This window comes from Cupriavidus sp. C2SS-8b (genome assembly GCF_057073745.1).
The window spans coordinates 1,885,547-1,900,891 of record NZ_CP172717.1; the positions used below are offsets into that span (position 1 = coordinate 1,885,547).

Below are 15,345 nucleotides of genomic sequence, written 5' to 3' on the forward strand. Positions count from 1 at the left end.
GGTACAGGTGCCGGCCGTAGCCGGACAGGTTGAAGCGTGCGTGGAACCGGGACGACACTGACCGCATGCGTTGCTGCGTCCGCCTGACGTGCCATCCGCTTCCGCGCCCGCTGGTCCTGTGCATGCTAAGCGCGCGAATGGCTGCGCTCATCCTCCAATCGGACTACCGGGGCATGACTGCCCGCGTCGTTCAGCCGAGCGTCACGACGCTGCTCAGCAGCATGCGTACCAGCGTGGCCTGCCGCGTCACGCCAGTCTTGGAGAAGATCGAGCGCAGGTGGGCGCGTGCCGTGTTCTTGCTCGTGCCCAGGGCCTCGGCGGCTTCATCGAGCGTCAGGCCGTCGGCAAGCACAAGCGCCAGCGCGGTTTCGGCCGGAGTCAGGTCGAACAGCTTGCGCACCACTTCATGCGAGGCGCGCGACTTGCGTTCGGGATCGCGGATAAACACCGCGCAGGCGGGCCGGCGGCGGTTTTCTTCGGACCATTCGCTGAGCGGGATGGTGCGCACCAGCACGCCGAGCTTGCCGCGTCCCGAAGGGCGGGTGATCGACATGGCCTCCGCCAGCGCCGGCTCGCTGCCGTGGTGCCCCAGCTGCGCGCGGCGCAGCAGGTACTGGAACTTGCGGCTTTCCTGGGCGTAGGCGATCTCGAATGTGTTGCCGTTGAGACGGATGCCGTCGTTGTCCGCAAGGATTTCGTCGGCCTGCGCATTCTTCTTGAGGATGGCCCCGGCCGCATCGAGGATCACCATGCCCACCAGCATGCGGTCGATCGCGCCCGCGTAGAGCGTGCGTTCGGATTCGACCACATCGAGCCGGGAATGCAGCCGGATGGCGCGCTTCAGGTGCGGCAGGATGGCGGCACAGGCCGCCTTGTCCACGTCGGAGAAATCTTGCGCGTCGTCCTGGCGGCAGAGTCGGAGGCGGCATTCGACACCATCTTCGGTACGGATATCCGCGCCCAGCAGGTAACGGATGCCGAGCGGCTGCAGGAACTGGCGGTAGATCTCGCTGTGGCACCAGTTGCCGGCGCCCAGCGCTTCGTCAACCGTCACCGCGCGGTCGGTCGGCAGGTTGATGAACGGATCGATCGCGTAGTAGTAGCTGTTGTAGGAAGCCTCTGCCTCCAGCGAGGTGCCGTGCGCCGAAGCATGCACCGCCAGGCCGCTGCGGTCGCTGGCGGGCGAACGCAGGATAAAGCTCACATAGCTGGCGCCGAGTTGCTGGCGCAGCATTTCGAGCGCGCGGCCCCAGGGCACGGGTTCCATCGGCCCTTCATAGACCGCTGCCAGCAGCGCGCTGAACTGCGTGACGCTCAAGCCAGACTGCGCGAGCAAGGGCGACGCCATTTCCTGCGCCTCAACGGTCGCCATCAACATTCTTTGTCTCCTGATTCCACACCGGGTGTGTGCCTGCCGGCGCTCTGCGGCACCTGGGGCAGCGCAAATTATAGGGACGCCATCCGCCGATGCGCGGCCCTCGGTGTTTTCCCTGACCTGCAATCGGACGATGCCCGCGCTTCCTGTGGCCGATTCAATGCATGCATTCCCGCAGTGCAACCCAAGGAGACAAGCATGAAGATATTGATCGTCGGCGGCAACGGCATGATCGGGGGCCACGCGGCCCTGCACCTGCGCAGCCAAGGCCACGAAGTCACCATCGCGGGACGCAACCGTCCTGCTTCGGGCACGCCGCTGGGCGGGCTGGATTTCCTGCGCTGCGACTACATCGCCAATGACCTGCCCGCAGCGCGGCTCGGCGCCTTCGATGCGCTGGTATTCGCCGCCGGCAACGATGTTCGGCACGTTCCTCCTGGCAGCGACGAGGCGGCACACTGGGAGCGCGCCAACATCGAAGGCGTACCACGCTTTTTCCGCGCCGCGCGCGATGCCGGCGTCCGGGTCGCCGTGCTGGTGGGCAGCTTCTATCCGCAGGCGGCGCCTTCGCTGGTCGACGGCAACGCCTATATCCGCTCGCGCAAGCTGGCTGACGAAGGGGTACGGCTACTGGCGACGGATGCCTTCCGCGTCAGCAGCGTCAATGCGCCGTTCGTCGTGGGCACGGTGCCGGGGCTGACAGTCCCGATGTTCAAGGCCTATACCGACTATGCCAAAGGCGGTTTTGCGCCGATGCCGGACTTCGCGCCACCCGGTGGCGTCAATTTCATCTCAGCCATGTCGCTGTCGGAAGCCATCGAAGGTGCCTTGCTGCGCGGCGAGAACGGCAAGGCCTATCTGGTAGGCGACGAGAACCTTAGCTTCCAGGATTACTTCGGCGCGTTCTTCCGCGATGCCGGCCGCGCGGTGCCGCCGGTCATCGACCAGGAGCATCCGCTGCTGCCTGACTCGGCGATCTGCTTCGGCCGCGGCAACACGCTCTACTACGAGCCGGAGGCGGCCGAGACCGCCCTGCTCGGCTATCGCCGCCGCGACATCCTTCGCACGGTGAGCGAGATCGTGGCGCAGTACAGCTAAGACGCAACGGCGGCCGGCTTGCGCCGGCCGCCGTTGCGCTTACAGCCCCGAAATCAGCTGCGCGTTATCGATGCGCAGTTCCGCGCCATTGATGAAGCGCGATGCGTCGGAGGCCAGGAACAGCACCAGGTTGGCCACATCCTCCGGCTGGCACATGCGCGCCATCGGGTCCGTGCCAATGCCCAGCGCGGCCGGGTCCAGGCCGGGCACGAGTGCCTGTGTCATGGGCGTCCAGATGCCATCGGGGTGGATCGAATTGCAGCGGATGCGGTAGCCGTTGCGCTTGCAGTGCACGGCCACGCTGCGCGCGAGCGCCGTGACGGCACCTTTCGCGCCGCTGTATGCGCACATCATCGGCAACCCTCCCAGCGCTGCCACCGAGGACATCACCACGATGGAGCCGCCGGCCGCATTGCCCTTCATTGCCTGCACGCCGAACTTGCAACCGAGGAAATAGCCGTCGGCGTTGACACGCATGACCTGGCGCCAGCAGTCGAGCGAGGTCTCCTCGATCGATCCCAGCGGACAGATGGCCGCATTGTTGACCAGCACGTCGAGCCGGCCGAAGCGGTCCTGCGTCGCGGCCACGGCCCTGCGCCAGTCCTCTTCACTGGCGATGTCGTGACGCACGAACAGTGCTGCATCGCCGATTTCGCGGGCCAGTGCCTGCCCTGCCTCCTCATTCACGTCGGTGAGCACCACGCGCGCACCCTCCGCCGCCAGCAGCAAGGCGTCCGCGCGCCCTACCCCGCTGGCCGCGCCGGTGACTAGCGCGACCTTGTCCTTTACCTGATGCATCGTTTCTCTCCTTGTTTGGTCCGCTTCAGGCGGCGTCAGGAATCTTGCCGGCCAGCACCGCGCGCAGGGCGGATTCGCCATACATGGCCGCCACGGTGTCATCGAGAAGCGGATTGCCGCGCAGCTCGCTGCCGCCATCGACGGCCATGCTCTGGCCAGTGACCCAGCCCGATTCCGGCCCGGCCAGGTAGCGCACCGCGCTGGCGATATCGTCCGGCTCGCCGGCGCGGCCCAGGGGCATCTGGGCGACGAACTTGTCGAGGATGGCAGGGTTGTCGAACATCGGCCCGGTCGCACCGGAGCGGGTCAGCCCAGGGCGCACCGCATTGACGCGGATGCCGCATCCGGCCAGTTCTTCGGCCGCCCCGCGCAGGAATGCTTCCAGACCGGCCTTGGCCGCGCAGTAGACCGACAGCCAGCGGCACGTCATGCGGGCCGCATTCGACGAGATGCAGACGATGGAGCCGCCATGCGGCGCCATCAGCGGCGAGGCGTGGCGCACTGCCAGGAAGGCGCTGGTGATGTTCAGTTCCAGCTCCGCCATCAGCGACGCCGAATCGTGCATCAGCATCGGGCGGAAGCCGCCGCCGCCAACCGTCGCCACGACGATATCCAGACGACGGTTCAGATCCCAGGCCTGCTGCAGCGCGGCCTGCACGTCTTCCTCGCGGCAGGCGTCGCCGACGCTGATCTCAACGGTGCCTGCGGCGACCTGCTCAAGCAGTCCGCGCCGCGCCGCTTCCAGGGCTTCGCGCCGCCGCCCCATCAGGACTACCGCGGCACCGTCGCGCAGCAGCGCCAGCGCGCTGGCCGCGCCGATGCCGCCGGCGCCGCCGGTGACCAGGGCTGTCTTGCCTTCCAGTACACGAGCTGTCGTCATCATGCCCCCCGCAGCGGCAGGTCCTGCGTCCAGTCCACCACCAGCTCGCGCGCCGCAATGCGCCACCGGCCTTGGGTGCGCGCGAAGCGGTCCTGGTAGCGGATGCCCCAGTCCAGCTTGCGCAGCACGCCGTCCTGCTCATACAGGTGGTTGGCCACGCAATAGGTTTCGCCCGTCGCGGTATCGCCATCGATCGTCACCAGTTGCTGGTGTACATGGTGTTGGGTGGCGCTGTACTGACCAAGCGCCGACATGCCCTCGGCGATCGCTTTGGCTCCGTCCAGGCGGAAGTCCGGCCCGGTCAGCCGCGCATCGGGCGTGAACAGCTCCGCGAGGCTGGGAAAATCGCGCCGGTCCACCGCCTGCGCGTAGCGGCAGGTCAGCGCGTAAATGGCTTGCTTGTGCTCCAGTTCGGACATGGCCAGGCTCACTCCTTGGTTGTGGCCGGCGTCGGCCCATCGGGCTACGCGCGGCCGGTCGTTGGGATGACAGATATCGTCGGCCTTGCCGTGGCCGAGGCCATCGTCTGCGTGGAGTAGCCGCGCAGGGTGGCGTTTAGTCCAAACGAAGGATGTTCCGGCGCGGTGCGCGCCCCAAGCTCTTACGAGCGCGGGCGGCTCTCACGTTGCCTGCAACATCACTGATACAGGAGACAGGCATGAAGCAGGCGGAACAAGCCATCGTCGCGGTCGTCACGGGTGGCTCGCGCGGGGCCGGCAAGGGCATCGCACTGGCGCTGGGCGCGGCGGGCGCCACGGTGTACGTGACCGGACGCACGGAGCAGGAAGGCAGCGCGCCGCTGCCCGGCACCATCCACGCGACGGCACGCGAGATCGATGCGCTGGGCGGGCGCGGCATCGCGGTCGCGTGCGACCATCGGGACGACGCGCAGGTGGCGCAACTGTTTGCGCGCGTGCGCGAGGAGATGGGGCACGTGGATATCCTCGTCAACAACGCTACGTTCCTGCACGACGAACTCATCATGCCGGGGCCGTTCTGGGAGAAGCCGCTGGAGATGGCGGGGATTCTCGACGTAGGGTTGCGTTCGGGCTATGTGGCCAGCTGGCATGCGGCGCCGATGATGGCGGCACGCGGGCGCGGGTTGATTGTGTTTACCTCTTCCTTCGGGGCCAATTGCTATATGCATGGGCCGGCTTACGGGGCGCAGAAGGCCGGGATCGACAAGTTCGCGCATGACATGGCGGTTGACTTGCGGCCGCATGGGGTTGCGGCGGTGTCGGTCTGGATGGGGCCGCTGCGCACGGCGCGCACGCTGCGGGTGTGGGAACAGCATCCTGATAAGTACGCGTCATTTGCGCCAGTGGCGGAGACGCCCGAGTTCACCGGGAAGGTCATCGACGCGCTGTATCGCGATCCTCTGTTGATGGAAAAATCGGGGCAGGTGCTGATCGTGGCGGAGGCGGCGATGGGGTATGGGATTGTGGATGCAGAGGGGGTGCAGCCGCCTTCGTATCGGCAGGCACTGGGCGGGCCGCCGGGGGTGCATCCGGCGATTGTGGAATAGGGAGTGGGAATTTGAGTCTTTGGCCCTTGGCATGCGCGGCTGTTTCGCCGGCGTAGCCGGCGACTTACTTTCTTGTCCAAGCGACAAGAAAGTAAGCAAAGAAGCGCGTTTACTTGTCCTAGCGGACGAATATTGATCGTAGTGTGCGAAGAATTTCGTACGGGTATTCGCTTCAGAGACTGCCCGGCTGCCTGCCGCGTGGAGCGCGTCCGTATGCAGGCTCTCCGACAATGATTGAACGAGCCCTGAACCTGTCCGTGGCCCGACACTGCCCGCGCTTTCGCATCATCGCCTACGGCTGCGCTGCGCGCGGCTCAGCTAGTCCTCATCGCTGCGATAGCAAACCCGTCGTAAACACCGTCGAGCAAATCAGCCACGCACCGCCGATGCGGACATACTCATCCACATACCGCCCCGTCAAGAAAGTCCGGGATCCGCTGTCATCATCGAGCGCCAGGTAGGCCAGGTCCCAGGTCGCCCGCGCCTTGTCGGCATCCGTCACCGTGATATCCGCCTGCCCGGCAAAATGCATCTCCCTCAGCGTAGGCCGGCACGCCATTTCCGCAAAGCACTGCACCAGCGCCTCACGGCCGGCAAAGCTGCCGATCCGGTCATAGTGGATATGCGCACGGCCCGGCACGAAGCACGCACACATGGCCTCCGTATCCTTATCGTCGCACGCGCGCAAGTAACGCAGCTTGAGCGCCCGGATCGCGTCCGCGGCTTCCAGTCGCGCAAGGCGCTCTGCGATGCTTGCAATTTCACTCATCTCAAATCCCCTCGTTGATCAACCTTCCCGCAATTGATACTTCAACACCTTGCCCGCCGCGCTCACCGGCAGCGATGTCACGAACTGCACCTCGCGCGGCACCTTGTAGTTCGCCATGTGCCTGCGCGCCCAGACGATCAGCGTCTCGGCATCCAGCCGCGCACCGTGGCGCAGCACCACGTAGGCGCGCCCGACTTCCCCCAGCCGCTCGTGCGGCATGCCGACAACCGCGACCTGGGCCACCGCGGGATGCGCCACCAGCAGCTTTTCCACTTCCGCCGGGTAGCAATTGAAGCCTCCGACGATAAACATGTCCTTGATGCGGTCCGTGATGCGCAGGTAGCCCCGCGCATCCAGCGTGCCGACGTCACCGGTATGCAGCCAGCCATCCGCATCGATGGCTTCCGCAGTGGCCTCGGGCAGCCCGAAATAGCCTTGCATTACGTTGTAGCCGCGCACCAGCACCTCGCCGGCCTCGCCGGTAGGCACCGGTTGCCCTTGCGCATCCACGCAGCGCAGTTCAACCCCCGGCATGGCGCGCCCTGAGGTGCCCGCAACCGTCTCGGCGTCATCGCCCGCGCGGGTCAGCGTGGCGAAGCCACACGACTCGGTCAGGCCGTAACCGGTGATGACCGTGTCGAACCCCAGTTCGTCGCGCATGCGCTGGATCAGCACCGGCGCAATCGCCGACGCGCCGGTCACGGCAATGCGCAACGAAGACAAATCGAACTCGCGCAAGCGCGGTGAGTTCAGCAGCGTCTGATACAGCGTCGGTGGCCCCGGCAGTACCGTGATGCGCTCGTTCTCCACGCGCGTCATGACCGCTTCTGCGTCGAATACCAGATGCGGCAGCACCGTGGCCCCGCGCGACAGCGCCGCAAGCCACCCGGCCTTGTAGCCGAAGGTATGGAAGAACGGATTGACGATCAGGTAGCGGTCACCGGCACGCACGCCCGTGATCGCGGCCCAGCCGTCGACCGCACGCAGGTTCTGCGCGTGAGCGGTCATCACGCCCTTGGGACGCCCGGTGGTGCCGGAGGTGAACATGATGTCCATCGGCGTGTCGCCGCGCACACCGGCCTCTCGCTGCGTGAAAGCGGCCATGTCCACTTCCCGCGCAAGATCGAGGAAGCCCTCCCACGCCAGTTCGCCGTCCGCCAGCGTCCTTCCCTGCCCTGGCCTCAGGATCACCAGGCGCTCCAGCGTGGCCGGCCGGTGCGGCGCCAGCATCTGCGGATAACGCTCGCCCAGGAAGTCGTCGACGCAGAACAGCAGCCGTGCGCCGCTGTCGGCGAGCACGGCCGCCGCTTCGGCGCCCTTCATGCGCGTGTTGAGCGGCACCAGCGCCGCTCCCACGCTGTGCGTGGCCAGCGCCGCAATGATCCATTCCGAGAAGTTCGGCGCCCAGACCGCGACGCGGTCGCCCCGCTGCACGCCGAGCGCCATCAGCGCGCGGCCGGCTTGTATCCGGCAGTCATCCAGCCCGGCGTAGCTCAGGCGCAGGCCGTCTTCCTGGATAGCGGTACGCTCGCCGTGGCGCTGCGCCGCGCGCCGCACCAGTTCGGGAATGGTCGCGGCAGGGTCCTCGTGGGCAACGGCGTCGGGGCCGGCCGGGGCCGCAATGGCGTCAAGGGTGTCAGAGGAAGTCATGTCAATCCGGGAACTTCAGGTGGATTTCATCGCTCGCCGCGCGCGCCTGGCAGGCCAGCGTCCAGCCCGCTTCCAGGTCGGCTCGGTCGAGCACATGGTTTTCGCCAAGCGTCACGCCGCCGTGCGTCACCTGGCACATGCAGGCACCGCACAGGCCGGCGCGGCAGGAGTTGGGCGCCGGCAGGCCGGCGCGCTGCAGGGCGTCGAGCACGGTTTCGTCCGGCGCCACGTTGAGCTGGCGGATCTCGCCGTCAAGCTGCACGGTGAGCGCCGCGCCGCGCATCGCAGGCGAAGGGGCGTCCGCAGCCATCACGGCCGGTTGCGCGGGCGCTGCTGCGGCTGGTGCATCGGGCAGGGACAGGAAGCGTTCGACGTGGAGCTTGCCGCGCGGAACGCCCAGTTCCTGCAGCGCCGCCTGCGCCGCATCCATGAATGGGCCCGGGCCGCACACAAAGCATTCGGCGAGGCTCCACGGGCGCACCAGTTCTTCCAGCTGGCGCTGCGTCGGCGGGCCCTGCACGCTGTCCAGCCAGTGGATCACACGCAGGCGGCCCGGATGGCTGCGCGCCAGCGCCGCGATGGTCTCTGCAAAAATGATCGAGCGCTCGTCGCGGTTGGCATAGACCAGCGTCACCGCGCCGCGCCCGTGGCGCAGCGCCGCCTTGGCAATCGACAGCACCGGTGTGATGCCGCTGCCGCCGGCCAGCAAGAGGAAATCCCCGTGCAGCGTCGGCGGCGTGAAGACGCCCGCAGGCGCCATCACCTCCACCGTATCGCCCGCGCCAAGGTGGTCGCAAATCCAGTTGGATACGCGCCCGCCCTGCACGCGCTTGATCGTCACGCGCAGGGCGTTATCCACCTCGGGCGTGCTCGATAGCGAATAGCAGCGCTGCAGCGGCGTGCCGTCGACCGGCACGCGTAGCGTCAGGAACTGCCCGGGGCGGTAGGCAAAGGCATCGCGCAGGCCGTCAGGCAGCGCGAATACCAGCGAATGCGCCTGGGCCGTTTCCGTGACGACTTCGGCGATCTGCAGCCGGTGGAATGGTACTGGCGCCATGATGTCCTTGTTGTTTCCTTGCGGCTCGGGGCGGCTGGGGGTAGCGTCAAGCCACGCCCATGATGGTCTGCGCGTTGTCGATGCGCAGTTCCGCGCCATTGATGAAGCGCGATTCGTCGGAGGCCAGGAACAGCACCAGGTTGGCAACATCGCGCGGATGGCACATGCGCTGCATCGGTTCGGCACCGCCGATGTCCTCGGACAGGGCCTCGGCACCGCCGGGCAGGAAGGCCGCGGTCATCGGCGTGAGGATGCCGTCCGGATGGATCGAATTGCAGCGCACCTTGTAGCCGCTCTGCTTGCAGTGGCCCGCCACGGCGCGCGTCAATGCGGCCACCGCGCCCTTGCTGGCGCTGTAGGCGCAGAACGCACCCATGCCGCCCAGCGCCGCCACCGACGACATATTGACGATGCTGCCGCCGCCCGCCTTCATCGCGGCCACGCCGTACTTGCAGCCGAGGAAGTAGCCGTCGGCGTTGATGCGCAGCACGCGCTGCCATTGCTCCAGCGTGGTGTCTTCGACCGTGCCCAGCATCAGGATGGCCGCGTTGTTCACCAGCACGTTCGGCGCGCCGAAGCGCTGTTCGGTGCGCGCCATCACCTGCTGCCAGCCGGCTTCGCTGGCGATGTCGTGCGGCACGAACAACGCGGTCTCGCCGATCTCGCGCGCCAGCGCATGGCCCGCTTCCTCGTTGAGGTCGGTCAGCACCACGCGCGCGCCTTCGCGCGCCAGCAGCAGTGCGTCTTCCTTGCCGACGCCGCTGGCGGCCCCGGTGACGATCGCGATCTTGCCTTCAGTACGTCGGCTCATGGGACATCTCCTCGTTGGTGTATGCCCGCCGCCCTGCGGCAGGCTGTTGTGTCAGGTGGCGGCCGGCATTGCGCCCCGACCAGATGCAGTCGGCAAGCGACAGGCCGCTGATGTAATGATTGGATGCGATGCCCACGGCGGTCCTGCCCACGGCGTAGAGGCCGGGAATAGGCGCGCCCGCGGCATCGAGCACGCGGCCAGTGAACTCTTCCACCGACAGCCCGCCAAGCGTGATCGCCGGACAGGGAAAAACGCGGCTGTTGGCGGAGATATCGATGGCGAGCCAGGGGCCGGATTCGAGCGAAGCGCACATCGATGCAGACTTGCCTGCCGGATCCGCGCGCTCGCCGCGCGCGGCGGCGTTATAGGTATCGATGGTGCTACGCAGCGCCGTAGCGGGCATGCCCAGCTTGCCGGCAAGGCCTTCAAGAGTAGCGGCGCGCCGCGCGCCGGTCAGCATCAGCAGCGCTGCGGGCAGGCCCTGAAAGGCCCAGAGGCGCCCGCTCAGACATTCGCGCAAGGCGGCGCGCGCCAGCGCACGGTTCAGCACCAGCCACGCGTGCCCGCCATGCCGTTCGCACATGGCGTGGCCCAGCGTGGCGCCATAGGTTTCTTCGTTGCCAATGCGCACGCCCTGCGCGTCGACCACGCAGCCGCGAGCCCAGTCGAACGGCGGATTGATGAAGCGCCACGCCGAGATGCGTTCCAGGTGTCGCGCGGCACCGCCCGCCGACTCGCCGAGCCGGATGCCGCTTCCATCGCAGCCGGTCGTGCCGAGGCGCCAGTTCTGCAGGTACTTGCCGGCGTTGCGCGCCATCATGTCGCGGTTGAAGATAAAGCCGCCTGCGGCCAGCACGACCGCGGCAGTGCGTACCGCGACCGGGCGCGCATGGCGCAATTCCAGCTGCAGCACGCGCTGGCGCAAGCGGTCGGCCACGCCCGGCATGGCGTTGTGCAGGCGCTCGGCCATGCGCGCCAGGCGGGTGTGGCGTTTCTGATGGCGGCCCGGCGGCATCTGCCAAAGTTCGACTCCGATGACAGCACCGGCCTGGTCGACGATCAGCCGCCGCGCGGCGGTCTGGCGCATCACGGTGATCTCCGGCCGGGCCTGCACGGCACCATGCAGCACGCTATACAGCGTGCGGCCGGACATGCCGGGGCCTTTCACGCGGTGCCCGCGCGGCGCGGGCGCCGCGTGTTTCGCATAGTCCGGCACGGCTTCGTTGCCGGAGTAGTAGAGGTAGTACGGTTGCGCGGGATAGGAAGTCTTGCGCGGCGGAACGGTGGCGGCAAAGCGCACGCCCACGCTTTCCAACCAGCCGATCATGTCGCGGCTGCGCTCGCAGAATGCCTGCAGCGTGGCCTCGCTCACGACTTCGCCGGTCTCTTGCCGCAGGTAGTCCGCCATGGCCCGCGGCGTATCCGCGTAGCCCGCGGCGGACTGGTAGGGCGTGCCGCCGCCGGCATAGACCACGCCCCCGCTCTTTGCGCTGGCGCCGCCGCCCTCGAAGCGTTCGGCCACGATCACGCGTGCCCCGCCCTGCGCTGCTTCCAGCGCAGCGCAAGCGCCTGCGGCACCGAAGCCGACCACGACGGCATCGCAAGTGGCCTGCCATGGGTACGCGTCAGGATCATCGAGCCGCAGCGGCGCATGGGCCGGCGTAGCGAAATCGGCGTGCATGGTCGCGTTCTCCTCGCTCAGGCAGTGCACAGCGCGCCCAGCGGCGCGGACGTGGTATAGGCGCCGTCGACATAGACCAGCGGCGACACCTCGCCGGCCAGCCGCACCTCGCGCAGCCGCCCGATGAAGATCGCGTGCGTGCCGTAGTCGAAGCGGCCGTCCTGCTCGCAGACCAGGTTGGCTTGCGCATTGCGCAGGCACGGCACGCCGAGCAGGTCGTCTTCCCACTCGCCGCTGGTAAAGCGCTCTTCGCCCTTGAGGCGGCCGCTGCAGTCCACCGCGATGTCGCGGTGGTCGGCGGCCAGCAGGTTGATGCAGAAATCCGCGCCGGCATCGAGCGGCGGATACAGCGACGAATTGCGGTTGATGCAGATCAGCAGCGAAGGCGGGTCCGCCGACAGCGAATCGACCGCGGTCACGGACATCGAATAGCGGCGCTCGCCATGGCGGCAGCTGATGACCGCCACCGAGCGCGCCATGCGGCGCATGGCCTTCAGCATGTCGTCGCGCAGCGCGGTGCTGGTTTCGGGATTGGCGCTCATAAGGCCTCCTGTACGGGTTGAGCGTGGGGCGCGGCTTCCGGCTGCGGAGCGCGCTGCGCGAGCAGGTCGGCAGCGATAAAGCCGAAGGTCATGGCGGGGCCCAGCGTCGAGCCGGCGCCGGGATAGCTGGTGCCCATAATCGAGGCACTGGTATTGCCGATGGCGAACAGCCCGGCGATGGCGCTGCCGTCTTCGCGCAGCACGCGCGCGCTGGCATCGGTGACCAGACCGCCCTTGGTGCCGATATCGCCGGCATCGAGCCGCACCGCGTAGAACGGCGCCTTGCCGATCGGCGCAAGACACGGGTTCGGCCGCACCGCCGGATCGCTGTAGTAGGTGTCGAACAGGTTGTCGCCCTTGCCGAACTCCTCGTCCACGCCGGTGGCGGCGTAGCGGTTCATGCGCGCGACGCTGTCGGCGAGTCCTTCGGCATCGACGCCGATCTGCCGTGCCAGATCCGTTAGCGTTTCAGCGCGCACCAGGATGCCGGACAGGCTGGCCGGGATGCTGCGGTCCGGCATCACCGAGCCGGGCAGGATGGGCCCGCACGGGTACTTGTGCCGGAATGTGGCGTCGAATACCATCCAGGCCGGCACGCTGCAGCCGGTGGTTTCGTGATCGCGGTACATGGCGGGCACGAACTCGGAGTACGGCGCGGCCTCGTTGACGAAGCGCCTGCCCTGGCCGTTCACCACCAGGCATCCGGGCATGGCACGCTCGATGAACATCGCGCGCTGTTTCTCCTCGCCCTGCACTTGCAACGTGGGTGCGCCCCAGACATGGGACATCAGCGCGACGCCGGCACCCGCAGCCTGTCCGGCGCGGATGGCGTCGCCGGTATTGTTCGGCGGCGTGGCGCTCCATTCGGTACGCGTCGGCTGCGGCAGGTACTGCTCGCGCATGGCCTGGTTGCGTTCGAAGCCACCGGCGGAGAGGATCACGCCGCGCAATGCGCGGATCTCGACCACGCGCCCGTCCTGCAGCGCACGCACGCCGCGCACTGCGCCGTCTTCCACGATCAGGTCCTGCAGCGCGGTATCCAGCCACAGGGGGATCGCGCGATCCATCATCGCCCGGCGCAGGCCGCCGGTGAGGCTGTTGCCGAGGGTGAGCCTGCGATCGCGCCGGGTCTTGCGGCGCCAGCCGAAGTCAAGCCAGTAACGCGCGAACTGGCGCACCGCCAGGCCGAACCAGCCTGGCGAGCGGCACAGCAGCGTATGTGCCTCGCCTGAGGTCACGGCCACGCGGCCGCCTACCAGCGTGCCCGGCGACGGCGGACGCAGCCGGTCGAACTCCTCGCCCAGCCGCGCGCCGTCGAATGGCATCGGGTCCAGCGCGCGATAGCCCGGCATCGCGCCAGACACCTTCTGGAAGTAATCCGCGTAGCGCGGCAGCGAGTAGTACTGCACGCCAGCCTTCTGCTCCAGGTACTGCAGCATGCGCGGCGCGTGCTCGAGGTAGGCGCGGATGCGCTGGGGATCGCCGTGCTCGCCGGTGCATGCAAGCACGTATTCCAGCGCCTTCGCGTAGTCGTCCTGTCCACCCGCTGGCGCGATATGGTGATTCATCGGAATCCAGATGCCACCGCCGGACACCGCCGAGGTGCCGCCGTACTGGCTGCTCTTTTCCAGCACTACCACCGACAGCCCGCGGTCGGCGGCGCGGCAGGCGGCAAGCATGCCGCCTGCGCCCGAGCCGACCACCACCACGTCAAACTCCTTTGGCTGCATGCGCGCTGTGCTCTGGGTCATTATGGCTCCCTTGCCATTGGTCCGTTGACCGGCTTCAGATGAAGAAGTCCGTATTCGCGCGGCCCATCATCACGCCGCCCAGGTTCTGGCCGAAGCGGTCCAGGTTGTTGGCGTAGTGGGCACGCGCGGCGTGCAGGTCCAGGAAGCGGCGCACCATCGGGTTCGAGCGATAGATGCCGTTGCCGCCGGCGTAGCGCAGCAGGCCATTGGCGAGCTGCGCGCAGCGCTCGGCCACTTGCGATGACTGGTAGCGGAAATGCAGGCGGCGCGGCGTCTGCACCTGGCCGCCTTCGCGTGCGACCGCGAGCAGTTCGTCGAAGTTGCGCTCCAGGATGGTGCGCATCTCGTCGACGGCCACTTGTGCGTTGGCGCAGGCCAGCTGCGCGCCGCCGTCCTCGGCCGTCTTGCTGCCGCCGTTGCTGCTGACGCGGCCATCGGCGTAGCCGATGAAGTCGTCGAGCGAGCCTTCCAGCGCGCCGATGCAAGCGGTGCACACGGCACGGACGAAGATCTGTGCGAATGGCAGGCGGTAAAGCGGTACGTCGTTGATCGCCAGGCCCGGGCTGGTGCCCATGGCGCCATCCACCGCGCGGTGGGTACGGTAGTCGGGCACGAATACGTCATCGACCACGATGTCGTGGCTGCCGGTGGCGCGCAGGCCCAGCACGTCCCAGTTGCGCACGATCTTGTAGTCGGAGCGCGGCAGCAGGAAGGTGCGGTAGTCATAGGCGCCGCCCGGCTCGGCCGGCGGCACCAGGCCGCCGAGGAAGATCCAGTCGCACAGTTCGCTGCCGCTGGAGAACTTCCAGTGGCCGGAGAAGCGGTAGCCGCCGTCGACCGGCGTGACCTTGCCGACCGGCATGTATGTCGAGGCAATCAGCGTCGATGGGTCGTTGCCCCACACTTCCTTTTGCGCGCGTTCGTCGAACAGCGCGAGCTGCCAGTTGTGCACGCCGACCACGCCGTAGACCCAGGCGGTGGACATGCAGCCCTTCGCCAGGGCCATCTGGATGCGGAAGAAGGTTTGCGGATCGAGTTCGTAGCCGCCGTAGCGGCGCGGTTGCAGCACCTTGAAGAAGCCCGCGGCCTGCATGTCCGCGATGGTCTCGGCGGGGATGCGCACTTCGGCTTCGGCTTGCGCGGCGCGGCCGGCCAGCACGGGGATCATCTGTTCGGCGCGCGCGATCAGGCTGGCGGCCAGTTGCTTGGGATCGTTGTGGTGAGGCACCGCGGGTCTCCTTGTGGTTTTGTCTTGTGGCTGGCGTTGATGTTTGCACCGGGTGGGCGGGGTGCCATCGTCTGATGGGACTAGCTGTTTTTTTTGAAAGCTGCAGCGCGTCCCGCCGCCCTCGGTTTCCTCCCCTCTCCCGCTCGCGGGAGAGGGAGCAAACAGGCGGAAGTTGAAAAG

General features: G+C 67.5%; 14 protein-coding genes. 2 read left to right on the forward strand and 12 right to left on the reverse strand.

The features are described 5' to 3' along the window. Positions 1 to 190: 190 nt before the first annotated feature. Entirely contained in the window at positions 191 to 1,378 is a 1,188-nt protein-coding gene (locus tag ACIGJB_RS25495; protein ID WP_483732757.1) for a helix-turn-helix transcriptional regulator, read from the reverse strand. 195 nt (positions 1,379 to 1,573) lie between these two features. On the opposite strand from ACIGJB_RS25495, the gene ACIGJB_RS25500 reads away from it, so the two are divergent. After that, positions 1,574 to 2,473, forward strand: a complete 900-nt coding sequence (locus ACIGJB_RS25500; RefSeq protein ID WP_483732758.1) for an NAD-dependent epimerase/dehydratase family protein — start codon at positions 1,574 to 1,576, stop codon at positions 2,471 to 2,473. 39 nt (positions 2,474 to 2,512) lie between these two features. Here ACIGJB_RS25500 and ACIGJB_RS25505 read toward each other — a convergent pair whose 3' ends face one another. From ACIGJB_RS25505 to ACIGJB_RS25515, 3 genes are read right to left on the reverse strand one after another with little or no spacing between them, the layout of a single operon-like run. Then, the gene (locus ACIGJB_RS25505; RefSeq protein WP_483732759.1) at positions 2,513 to 3,271 is read right to left on the reverse strand and encodes an SDR family oxidoreductase; all 759 of its coding nucleotides are present in this window, start codon (positions 3,269 to 3,271) and stop codon (positions 2,513 to 2,515) included. A gap of 25 nt (positions 3,272 to 3,296) precedes the next feature. Further along, positions 3,297 to 4,154, reverse strand: a complete 858-nt coding sequence (locus ACIGJB_RS25510; protein WP_483732760.1) for an SDR family NAD(P)-dependent oxidoreductase — start codon at positions 4,152 to 4,154, stop codon at positions 3,297 to 3,299. Continuing rightward, positions 4,151 to 4,570 (reverse strand): nuclear transport factor 2 family protein, encoded by a 420-nt coding sequence (locus ACIGJB_RS25515; protein WP_483732761.1) that lies wholly within the window; start codon positions 4,568 to 4,570, stop codon positions 4,151 to 4,153. The genes ACIGJB_RS25510 and ACIGJB_RS25515 overlap by 4 nt, the downstream gene beginning before the upstream one ends. A 239-nt stretch (positions 4,571 to 4,809) precedes the next feature. On the opposite strand from ACIGJB_RS25515, the gene ACIGJB_RS25520 reads away from it, so the two are divergent. Next, a complete protein-coding gene (locus ACIGJB_RS25520) occupies positions 4,810 to 5,676 on the forward strand; it encodes an SDR family NAD(P)-dependent oxidoreductase (protein WP_483732762.1) in 867 nt (288 codons plus the stop codon). A 325-nt stretch (positions 5,677 to 6,001) separates the two neighbouring features. On the opposite strand, the gene ACIGJB_RS25525 is transcribed toward ACIGJB_RS25520, so the two are convergent. The 8 genes from ACIGJB_RS25525 to ACIGJB_RS25560 are packed head-to-tail and all read right to left on the reverse strand — an operon-like array spanning position 6,002 to position 15,165. Next, positions 6,002 to 6,445 carry a nuclear transport factor 2 family protein gene (locus ACIGJB_RS25525; protein WP_483732763.1) on the reverse strand — a complete coding sequence of 148 codons (444 nt, stop codon included), beginning with the start codon at positions 6,443 to 6,445 and terminating at the stop codon, positions 6,002 to 6,004. Between the two features lie 18 nt (positions 6,446 to 6,463). Then, positions 6,464 to 8,095 (reverse strand): FadD3 family acyl-CoA ligase, encoded by a 1,632-nt coding sequence (locus ACIGJB_RS25530; RefSeq protein ID WP_483732764.1) that lies wholly within the window; start codon positions 8,093 to 8,095, stop codon positions 6,464 to 6,466. A 1-nt stretch (position 8,096) separates the two neighbouring features. Next, positions 8,097 to 9,152 carry a 2Fe-2S iron-sulfur cluster-binding protein gene (locus ACIGJB_RS25535; RefSeq protein WP_483732765.1) on the reverse strand — a complete coding sequence of 352 codons (1,056 nt, stop codon included), beginning with the start codon at positions 9,150 to 9,152 and terminating at the stop codon, positions 8,097 to 8,099. 46 nt (positions 9,153 to 9,198) lie between these two features. Continuing rightward, a complete protein-coding gene (locus ACIGJB_RS25540) occupies positions 9,199 to 9,963 on the reverse strand; it encodes an SDR family oxidoreductase (RefSeq protein WP_483732766.1) in 765 nt (254 codons plus the stop codon). Continuing rightward, complete coding sequence (locus ACIGJB_RS25545) at positions 9,947 to 11,644, reverse strand: FAD-binding protein (protein ID WP_483732767.1); 1,698 nt, start codon at positions 11,642 to 11,644, stop codon at positions 9,947 to 9,949. Before ACIGJB_RS25545 ends, ACIGJB_RS25540 begins: the two co-directional genes overlap by 17 nt. Positions 11,645 to 11,661: 17 nt before the next feature. Next, positions 11,662 to 12,186 (reverse strand): flavin reductase family protein, encoded by a 525-nt coding sequence (locus ACIGJB_RS25550; protein ID WP_483732768.1) that lies wholly within the window; start codon positions 12,184 to 12,186, stop codon positions 11,662 to 11,664. Next, positions 12,183 to 13,937 carry an FAD-dependent oxidoreductase gene (locus ACIGJB_RS25555; protein WP_483732769.1) on the reverse strand — a complete coding sequence of 585 codons (1,755 nt, stop codon included), beginning with the start codon at positions 13,935 to 13,937 and terminating at the stop codon, positions 12,183 to 12,185. Before ACIGJB_RS25555 ends, ACIGJB_RS25550 begins: the two co-directional genes overlap by 4 nt. Positions 13,938 to 13,971: 34 nt before the next feature. Further along, a complete protein-coding gene (locus ACIGJB_RS25560) occupies positions 13,972 to 15,165 on the reverse strand; it encodes a flavin-dependent monooxygenase (RefSeq protein ID WP_483732770.1) in 1,194 nt (397 codons plus the stop codon). Between the last annotated feature and the right edge of the window lie 180 nt (positions 15,166 to 15,345).

What these genes read in the sequence shown, in the direction of transcription:
- ACIGJB_RS25515 (WP_483732761.1), bottom strand. Translation starts at nt 4,570, where the DNA reads ATGTCCGAACTGGAGCACAAGCAAGCCATTTACGCGCTGACCTGCCGC.
- ACIGJB_RS25545 (WP_483732767.1), bottom strand. Translation starts at nt 11,644, where the DNA reads ATGCACGCCGATTTCGCTACGCCGGCCCATGCGCCGCTGCGGCTCGAT.
- ACIGJB_RS25540 (WP_483732766.1), bottom strand. Translation starts at nt 9,963, where the DNA reads ATGAGCCGACGTACTGAAGGCAAGATCGCGATCGTCACCGGGGCCGCC.
- ACIGJB_RS25505 (WP_483732759.1), bottom strand. Translation starts at nt 3,271, where the DNA reads ATGCATCAGGTAAAGGACAAGGTCGCGCTAGTCACCGGCGCGGCCAGC.
- ACIGJB_RS25520 (WP_483732762.1), top strand. Translation starts at nt 4,810, where the DNA reads ATGAAGCAGGCGGAACAAGCCATCGTCGCGGTCGTCACGGGTGGCTCG.
- ACIGJB_RS25555 (WP_483732769.1), bottom strand. Translation starts at nt 13,937, where the DNA reads ATGACCCAGAGCACAGCGCGCATGCAGCCAAAGGAGTTTGACGTGGTG.
- ACIGJB_RS25500 (WP_483732758.1), top strand. Translation starts at nt 1,574, where the DNA reads ATGAAGATATTGATCGTCGGCGGCAACGGCATGATCGGGGGCCACGCG.
- ACIGJB_RS25495 (WP_483732757.1), bottom strand. Translation starts at nt 1,378, where the DNA reads ATGTTGATGGCGACCGTTGAGGCGCAGGAAATGGCGTCGCCCTTGCTC.
- ACIGJB_RS25525 (WP_483732763.1), bottom strand. Translation starts at nt 6,445, where the DNA reads ATGAGTGAAATTGCAAGCATCGCAGAGCGCCTTGCGCGACTGGAAGCC.
- ACIGJB_RS25530 (WP_483732764.1), bottom strand. Translation starts at nt 8,095, where the DNA reads ATGACTTCCTCTGACACCCTTGACGCCATTGCGGCCCCGGCCGGCCCC.
- ACIGJB_RS25550 (WP_483732768.1), bottom strand. Translation starts at nt 12,186, where the DNA reads ATGAGCGCCAATCCCGAAACCAGCACCGCGCTGCGCGACGACATGCTG.
- ACIGJB_RS25535 (WP_483732765.1), bottom strand. Translation starts at nt 9,152, where the DNA reads ATGGCGCCAGTACCATTCCACCGGCTGCAGATCGCCGAAGTCGTCACG.
- ACIGJB_RS25510 (WP_483732760.1), bottom strand. Translation starts at nt 4,154, where the DNA reads ATGATGACGACAGCTCGTGTACTGGAAGGCAAGACAGCCCTGGTCACC.